This is a genomic window from Paenibacillus forsythiae T98 (assembly GCF_000520735.1).
Classification (GTDB): domain Bacteria; phylum Bacillota; class Bacilli; order Paenibacillales; family Paenibacillaceae; genus Paenibacillus_AQ; species Paenibacillus_AQ forsythiae.
Window position 1 is genome coordinate 1 of the sequence record NZ_ASSC01000121.1, and the last position, 7,872, is coordinate 7,872.

The window sequence follows — 7,872 nt, forward strand, 5'->3', positions numbered from 1 at the left end:
GGGAGACTCCAGTTTAATTGGGGGGCCTAAGAGCTTGGAACACACTCCAGATGCATTTTAGTTGAATATATGATGATTTGCCTTGAAAGGTATCTAATGAGCTTTTATAGTGTCAATTTTAGGGGTATACTCTGTAGAGAAGCAGTTTTTACATATAAACTCTCTATAATTAATTCGTTTAGGGGTGATTACATGAAATTAAGAGCGAAGGATATTTTTATACCTGGTGCTTTTCCCAAATACACCTATATTTCGCGTCAATCAACTGAATATGATTTCACATACGAATTTCGATTAACACAATCTTTAAGCACGGTCGGCTTTCTTACTTCTATTGTCGGTCCCTCGAAAACGGGCAAAACCGTATTGTGCGAAAAAGTAATTGGACAGGATAAAATTGTAGACTTTACAGGAAACGATTTCAAAGAAACTGAGGACTTTTGGGCGACAATTGCAAGAAAAATTGGATTACCGCTTGAGAGTGACCATACTGAACATAGAACGATCGAGGGACATGGCATTGCTGGTATTAAAGAGGGGATTGTATCTTCCGTTACGGAATCGTATCGTTCAAATAAAGATAAAGTCATTCAATATTTTATCGAAAAAGATTTGGTGCTTGTACTGGATGATTTTCATTACGCTTCCCCAAGTATGCAATTTGAAATTGCTTATCAGCTAAAAGATGCCATACGCAAATATTTTAGAACGGTTGTCATTTCTCTCCCCCACCGATCAGACGATGCGATTCGGAAAAACTCAGATTTAAGCGGAAGATTGAACCTGATTAATATAGAGCCCTGGAATAAGGGGGAGTTGCGGGAAATTGCCGTAACGGGATTTAATCAACTTGGTATGAATATAGACCCTGCTTTTGCTGATGACATGGCCCAAGAAAGTCTATCCTCACCGCAGCTTATGCAATCCATTTGCTTAAATCTTTCCCTGCTGCTCGATATTGATAATAATGCAAGTTTCGACAAACTCGACTATCCAATGCTTAAAAAAGCATATAAAATGACCTCTCTTAACCTTCTCTCTTATAAGGAAGTCGCAAGGAAGCTCAAAAACGGCCCTAACACTAGAGGGCAAAAAAGGAAAACTTATCCTGTTATTGATGAACAAGTGGATATTTACGAATTGCTTCTAAAAGCTATTGCAGTGGACCCGCCGAAAGTTAGCCTGTCCGTCGATGAAATCAAGAGAAGAATGGATGTACTGTTAGGTGATGCTGCTGATAAGCCGGATCGTTTAAAAATCAAAAATACAATTGATCAAGTACAGTCGATTATGCAAAGCAGTGAACCGATGTATCAGGTATTTGAATATAAAGACGATGAAGTTTACATATTGGAGCCTCTATTTTTATTCTATTTGCGATGGGGTAATCTTGGCTGACTATTGTCAATCCGGGATTATTTAGAGAGGAGAACTACCTTGGTTACATTAATTGTAAGCAAAGCTGAAGCCATTAAAGTCATACAAGAGCAGATTGACAAATGCCCGCTGCGAACTCAGGAGGATAAATATTCGTCTACTTGGAATACGACCACCAGCATCATTCTGGAACGTTTCTTTTCCGATCAGACTATTGCACAAACATTTGTAATGAAGTCCTTTTCGACCATGAAGAACGATGCATATCAACTTGGTTTAGCATTTCCATCTCATCATCCGGAGGGTCCTTAATAATTTTTATAAGCATATTGAAGAAATGTATCAAAAGCCGGTTCATGGCAGAGGGACATTACAGCAAGCGGATCTAAGTAGAATTGTCCTCGGAAATGAGTACGATGTGCAGCGTATGCTTTTTTCGTTAATTCGTCCTATTTTCCCTGATGCAAGAGTTGAAATTTATGTCGACGGAGGATATAAAAGTTATCGCTATGATATCATTTTGGACGCTTATGACACGATTATCGAGGTGAAATGTTCTCGCCCGTCAATGAAGGAGCGGGAGCTCACCGAGCAGGTTGGCTCAGACTCTTATCATTACAAAGCCAAGTACATCTATTTCTTTATTTACGATAAGGATAAAGTAATTGCAAATGTTGATGCTTTCTGTAAAACATATAGTCAGACACTGGAAACCCATGATAAGCAAATTGAAACCGTTGTGATCCAGCCTATAAGTATATAAAAAAGAATCAAAACAGCTCCCCCGGTTAACCGGAGGGAGCTTTTATCATACTGATGACTACGCGGGGAATTTCTTTTCATACATAGAAGACGCAGGCGTTTGAGTCCTTTTATACAGAGCTTAAGGCAGGGTCACTGTGAAGCTGTCAAATTTGACCCTTCCAGATGCTTCATGAGGAGTGAATGTCAACGTTTTTGTACCGGCTGGAGGCCGATCGAACAGCTGAGTGCCGGTGGAATAATACTTGCCATCCCGGAACTTGCTTCCGGTTCCGCCCGAGAGGGAGCCCAGTTCATGCCCGGATTCATCCACCGCTGTGACTGACAGATAGTCGACCGAGTCTTGGTCTTCGGATACTGCGCTAAAGGCAAGCCGCATTCCCGCCGGTCCAACCACCAGGTCGGATACCGTCAGCTCAACTCCGCCGGATTGCTGCTTATGGCCGATAGGGATGAGCTTGTTGTCGGCCTGCTTGCTTACAGGTATGGCGAAGTCCCATTTCTTCACTCTGTCCTCGGTGCTAAGGTTCAGCCCAAGCTCGAACTGATCCGGCAGCTTCGCCGGAGAGTCGAGTTCCAGAATACCCGTATGATAGGTCGGGGTGACTTCCGTTAGCTTATCTCTCGCCGAGAACTTCGCTTCGGTTCCGTTGACGGTAAAATCTGTCCTCATAATGATATACTCCTCGCCCAGCGGCTTCTCCGTCTCCAGCGAGTACCCGATGCTTAATCGGGTCCCGTCGTAGAACACCTCATTGATGGTAAGCGAGTCGCCGCCGGACACCTTGGTTGCGCCTACTGCGGCAGTCAATCCCTGCTCGCTTACGCTCTTCAGGCCGCTGTCCCCGATCTGGCTGAATACCGATCCGATGACCGGAATTTTGGACACAAGGCTTGCCATTGCCGGCGACAAGGCAGCCGAACCGAGCAGCAGACCGCAAGCAACCGCCGCCGCCCCTGCTACATACCCCATTTTTTTCCGTATACCAGTCCGCTGGCCTGCTCCGGCTTCCTGAACCGTCTTTGTAATGATGGCGTCCAGCTTGTCATGGGGCACCGGAATATGGTCAATTTCTTTTTTAAAGGAATGAATCTCTTGGATCATCGCAAGCAGCTCCTTTCAGCTTGTTTCGCAGAACCGACAGGCCCCGGTGAATATTCGTCTTTACCGTTCCCTCCGGGCAATCCAGAACTTCCGCAATCTGCTTGAGCGAATAATCTTTGTAGTAACGAAGCAGCAGAACGGTCTTGTATTTCTCCTCTAGCGTTCCGATGGCCTGGAGAAGATCAAGCTGATCCTCCGGCTGGTGCTGATACGAATCCCCGATATGCTCAAGCACCTCCGGACTCATGGCGGTGATTTTCCGGTTCTTTTTTAAATAGGAAATAGCCGTATTGATCAGAATCCGCGTGAGCCAGGTGGAAAAATAGCGGCTGTTCTGCAGCGAGGATATCGACTTGAACGCCTTATACACGGTCTCCTGAAACACCTCCAGCGCGTCCGCCTCATTTCTCATGTACATATAGGCCATCCTGTAGAGCTTCTCTTTCTCCTCATGAATGAGCGCCTGAAAAGCATCCGGATCGCCGCGCATGGCGCGAGGGACCAAATCTGCCGTTGTACTCATTAATCTACCTCCTTTTCTCCTTAATTAGAGCAGCCCGGGTCAAGAAACGTTTCAACTTCTCTCTTTTTGGCATTATCGCCCATAGGGGGGCGGACAGGCTTGTAACATACATCATATAAAAATTGATTTTTTGCAATTTAAATAGAAGAGAGCTTCCCAGACTGAATGTATATGAACGACCATCTTTTTTATACAAAGGAGAGACTTTACTTATGACCAAGACGCTTAACAATGATTTTACCGAAATCCTTACGGGCCGGCGCTCCATTCGCAAATATGATCCGGCGGTTACCATCAGCAAAGAGGAAATGACGCAAATTCTTACGGAAGCGACGCTTGCGCCTTCCACGGTCAACATGCAGCCCTGGCGGTTCCTTGTCATTGACAGCCCGGAAGGAAAAGCGGCTCTGGCGCCGCTGGCCCGCTTCAACAAGCAGCAGGTGGAAACCTCCTCTGCGGTGATTGCGGTATTCGGAGACATGAACAGCTTCGACTATGCCGAGGAAATTTACAGCACCGCTGTCGAGCGCGGATGGATGCCGGCTGAAGTGAAGGACAAGCAGTTGGCGGGCATTAACAACCATCTCGCCGTCCTGCCGCCGCAGGTCAAACGGGAAATCCTGCTGATCGACACGGGACTGGTCTCGATGCAGCTGATGCTGGTGGCCCGGGCCCACGGTTACGACACGAATCCGATTGGCGGCTATGACAAGGAGAATATAGCGGAAGCCTTCGGTCTGGACAAGGAGCGCTACGTGCCCGTGATGCTGCTCTCGATCGGCAAAGCGGCGGAGGAAGGCTTTGCTTCGGTGCGTCTGCCGATCGACAAAATCGCTGATTGGAAATAAATAGATTCCAGGCGTAAAATATAGAGGAATATAAGAAGGAGGGAAAGAGAAATCATGATTATTATCCATGCTACGTTTCATGTGAAGCCGGACAAGAGAGAGGTCTTCCTGTCCGAAATCCAGCCGCTGCTCGCGGGCAGCCAGGCGGAAGAGGGCAACGTGTACTACGATCTGTACGAGCATACGGAGAACAAGAATGTGTTCATTATGGTCGAAGCCTGGCGTGATTCCGAGGCCGTCGATATCCATAACGCCACCCCTCACTTTACCGGGTTCGTAGGCAAAGCGGAAGAGTTCCTTGCCGCTCCGCTGGACGTCAAGGTGTATAACGCGGAACAGGCATAAGGGGAAGGTCATAGACTTTTTACTCCCGGCAGTTATTCATTCGAACCTCCCGCTTGGCGGTTGCCGCCATGCGGGAGGTTTCTTTGTGTACAGCATAAATAAGGGGCCGAGGCCGTTACTTGTACATTTCGGGTCTCCGGTCGGCAAATACCGGAATCTGTCCCCGCGCTTCCCGCACTTTGGCCAGATCAAGCTCGCCGGAGACAATCTCCTCCCCTTCGCCCGCCTCGCAGACGATTTCTCCCCAGGGATCGATAATCATGGAATGACCCGCAAAGACATTGGCCGGATCGGACCCCGCCCGGTTGCAGGCTGCCACATAGCACTGGTTCTCAATCGCCCGGCTGATGAGCAGCGCCCGCCAGTGGGCAAGGCGCGGCAGCGGCCATTCGGCGGAGACGAAGAGCACCTCCGCTCCGGAGGCCATGTGGGCGCGTATCCATTCCGGGAACCGGATATCGTAGCAGATGACTCCGGCGCAGGGCGTCCCGTCCAGGCTGAACAGCCCTTTGGACGACCCCGGACGGAGATATAAATGCTCATCCATGAGCCGGAACAGATGCAGCTTGCTGTATTCCAGGGCAAGCTCGCCCTCGCGGTCCGCAGCGAACATGGTGTTGGTTACGCCGTCCTCCCGCTGCCAAGCGGTGGAGCCGGCGACAATATTGACGCCGTACTCCTTGGCCAAGCCTCCGATGAACGCTGCCGCCGCCTTGCCGCCCGGGTCGGCTATTTCATCAAGACGCGGCAAGTCATAGCCGGTTGTCCACAGCTCGGGCAGCAGGATACAGTCCGGCTGACTCTGCGCGGCAAGGCGGATGGCGCGCTCGGCTGCGGCGTAGTTGGCCTCCGGATTGCCGAAGGCGATGTCGAGTTGAAGCAGGGAAACTTTCATTGGGTGGTCAACCTCCTTATGTATAGCACTATACGGCTCTCCGGAGCTGAAGGCAATATGCCTGCCGCCTGTCCGGTAAACGCTCCCCGGGAAGGCAGCGGCTGCTAAGGCTTGACAAAACCGGCTGGCCGAAGTAAAAAAGTAGGATATACCGGAAGGAGGAGCAAGGGATGAGAATAACGATAACCCGGGCCGGAGAGCGCCATGGGGAGGTCTATTTCTCCTCGGCCTACGGCGAGGGCAAGGGGCAATGGCTTGGCTCCTCCCCGGCGCCCGGAGAGGAATGCGAGGCCGAGCTTGAGCTGCCGGAGCTCTTCATTAAATGGGTCGATCTCGTTCCGGCTCCCGGTCAGCCGCCCTCGATCTCCATAGAGTCGGGCAAGAATGTGCTGACCGGAACGCTAGAGGATATCGAAGAGGACGGAACGGCCTGTATGCGGCTCGGAGAGTCGCTGATTATGTTCGAATGTCTCGGCGAGCCTATGGCGATTGGCGGAACGGTGGAGCTTACAGCCGGAATCATCCGCATCTATCCGGCGGCTTATTAGTCGCCGGGCGGGTTCCCGGGTTTCGGCGCACTGCGGCGCTTGGCAGCGCAGCAGCCGAAGGAGGCGGAAGCAAACCGGGCTTGTGCGCGGCTTATTCCGCGGGTATGCTTAAATAACAGGCGGAAGGCTTGAAGCAGCATAATTGAAAGAAGCAGTGAGGAGCACAGGCGACATGAACAGTGATATTCAGCAATTTAAAAGCGAATTTTTCAAGGCGTTGGCTCATCCGATGCGCATCCGCATCCTGGAGCTGCTGAGCGAAGGGGAGAAGACCGTTAACGAGATGCAGGCGATTCTGGGGTCGGAAGGCTCCGCCGTATCGCAGCAGCTCGCCGTTCTGCGGGCGAAGAACGTGGTGAACAGCGTGAAGGAAGGCACCTCTGTTATCTATTCGCTCCGCGATCCGCTGATCAGGGATCTGCTGGCCGTAGCCAAGCAAATCTTTGACAACCACTTGGTGAACGCCATCTCTCTGCTTGAGGAGATCCGCAGCGAATAAATGCTGCGGTTCCGGAGCGGCAATATTGAAGGCGTTCTCACAGGCGAGGGTCCGATGATCTTTTGTTTTTGAGGATTGACATTAAAAAAAGACAGGAGTAATGTGTCTTATATATTCAAATAATCAAATATTCAAAGAAAAGAAGGTTATAGCATGACAGGATGGAGCCATTTTCGGGACTATGGCGTGAGTTCTCTGCGGAAGGATCTGGTTTCGGGCACAATCGTCGGCGTTATTGCCATTCCTCTGGGAATGGCTTTTGCTATTGCCTCGGGCGTCAAGCCGGAATACGGCATTTACACGACGATCGTCGCCGGTATTCTCATCTCGCTCTTCGGCGGCTCGAAGTTTCAGATTGGCGGACCGACCGGCGCCTTTATCCCGATTCTGTTCGTCATCGGGGCGCAGTACGGTTACGAGAATTTGCTCATCGCGGGCATGATGGCCGGTATCATGCTGGTCCTGATGGGCGCGCTCCGGCTGGGCGTGCTGATCAAATTCATTCCGAAGCCCGTCACGATCGGATTTACCGCCGGAATCGCCGTCATTATCTTTACCGGGCAGATCGCCAGCTTCCTGGGACTGAAGGGCATCGAGCGGCATGAGAGGTTCGTGGACAATATGCGCGAGATCGGGAGTCATCTCGCGACTGTTAACGTGTACAGCATGCTGACTGCGGGGGTCTGCCTGGCGATCCTGCTGCTGGCGGTGCGCTTTGCTCCCAAGGTGCCCGGCTCGCTGATCGGTCTGATCGTTGCCAGCGTGATGGCGGCGCTGTTCTTCAGCGGCAAGGTCACTACGATCGGCTCGGCTTACGGAGACATCCCAAGCACGCTTCCGGGCTTTCACTTCCCGGTCATTACCTGGGAGCGGGTCCGGTCACTGCTGCGGCCCGCGTTCCTGATCGCCATGCTGGGCGCGATCGAGTCGCTGCTGTCGGCCGTTGTGGCCGACAGCATGACCGGCAGCC

Annotated in this window: 11 protein-coding genes; 8 read left to right on the plus strand and 3 right to left on the minus strand. The window is 50.9% G+C overall.

Going from position 1 to position 7,872, the window contains the following annotated elements:
- The first annotated feature begins 192 nt into the window (after positions 1–192).
- The 3 genes from L692_RS0104115 to L692_RS0104125 are packed head-to-tail and all read left to right on the plus strand — an operon-like array spanning position 193 to position 2,140.
- Entirely contained in the window at positions 193–1,398 is a 1,206-nt protein-coding gene (locus tag L692_RS0104115) for an AAA family ATPase (RefSeq protein WP_025697473.1), read from the plus strand.
- Positions 1,399–1,437: 39 nt separating this feature from the next.
- Positions 1,438–1,689: a hypothetical protein gene (locus L692_RS0104120; protein WP_025697475.1), complete on the plus strand. Its 252-nt coding sequence runs from the start codon at positions 1,438–1,440 to the stop codon at positions 1,687–1,689.
- Positions 1,690–1,714: 25 nt separating this feature from the next.
- On the plus strand, positions 1,715–2,140 hold the full coding sequence (locus tag L692_RS0104125) for a PD-(D/E)XK nuclease domain-containing protein (protein WP_025697477.1): 426 nt from the start codon (positions 1,715–1,717) through the stop codon (positions 2,138–2,140).
- Positions 2,141–2,260: 120 nt separating this feature from the next.
- Here L692_RS0104125 and L692_RS0104130 read toward each other — a convergent pair whose 3' ends face one another.
- Together L692_RS0104130 and L692_RS0104135 are read right to left on the minus strand one after the other, a co-directional pair.
- The gene (locus L692_RS0104130; protein WP_025697479.1) at positions 2,261–3,244 is read right to left on the minus strand and encodes a DUF4179 domain-containing protein; all 984 of its coding nucleotides are present in this window, start codon (positions 3,242–3,244) and stop codon (positions 2,261–2,263) included.
- Positions 3,219–3,767, minus strand: coding sequence for a sigma-70 family RNA polymerase sigma factor (locus L692_RS0104135; RefSeq protein ID WP_025697481.1), 549 nt, complete (start codon positions 3,765–3,767; stop codon positions 3,219–3,221). The genes L692_RS0104130 and L692_RS0104135 overlap by 26 nt, the downstream gene beginning before the upstream one ends.
- Before the next feature lie 212 nt (positions 3,768–3,979).
- Here L692_RS0104135 and L692_RS0104140 point away from each other — a divergent pair, with 212 nt between their 5' ends.
- Both L692_RS0104140 and L692_RS0104145 read left to right on the plus strand, forming a co-directional pair.
- Positions 3,980–4,615, plus strand: a complete 636-nt coding sequence (locus L692_RS0104140) for a nitroreductase family protein (RefSeq protein ID WP_025697483.1) — start codon at positions 3,980–3,982, stop codon at positions 4,613–4,615.
- Positions 4,616–4,669: 54 nt separating this feature from the next.
- The gene (locus L692_RS0104145; RefSeq protein WP_025697485.1) at positions 4,670–4,960 is read left to right on the plus strand and encodes a putative quinol monooxygenase; all 291 of its coding nucleotides are present in this window, start codon (positions 4,670–4,672) and stop codon (positions 4,958–4,960) included.
- Between the two features lie 115 nt (positions 4,961–5,075).
- On the opposite strand, the gene L692_RS0104150 is transcribed toward L692_RS0104145, so the two are convergent.
- Positions 5,076–5,855, minus strand: coding sequence for a carbon-nitrogen family hydrolase (locus tag L692_RS0104150; RefSeq protein WP_025697487.1), 780 nt, complete (start codon positions 5,853–5,855; stop codon positions 5,076–5,078).
- Positions 5,856–6,025: 170 nt separating this feature from the next.
- On the opposite strand from L692_RS0104150, the gene L692_RS0104155 reads away from it, so the two are divergent.
- From L692_RS0104155 to L692_RS0104165, 3 genes are all read left to right on the plus strand, one after another.
- Positions 6,026–6,403 carry a hypothetical protein gene (locus L692_RS0104155; protein WP_025697488.1) on the plus strand — a complete coding sequence of 126 codons (378 nt, stop codon included), beginning with the start codon at positions 6,026–6,028 and terminating at the stop codon, positions 6,401–6,403.
- Positions 6,404–6,575: 172 nt separating this feature from the next.
- Positions 6,576–6,902, plus strand: a complete 327-nt coding sequence (locus tag L692_RS0104160) for an ArsR/SmtB family transcription factor (RefSeq protein ID WP_025697489.1) — start codon at positions 6,576–6,578, stop codon at positions 6,900–6,902.
- Positions 6,903–7,055: 153 nt separating this feature from the next.
- Positions 7,056–7,872: SulP family inorganic anion transporter (locus tag L692_RS0104165; RefSeq protein WP_025697490.1), on the plus strand; the 817-nt coding region annotated here is incomplete at its 3' end.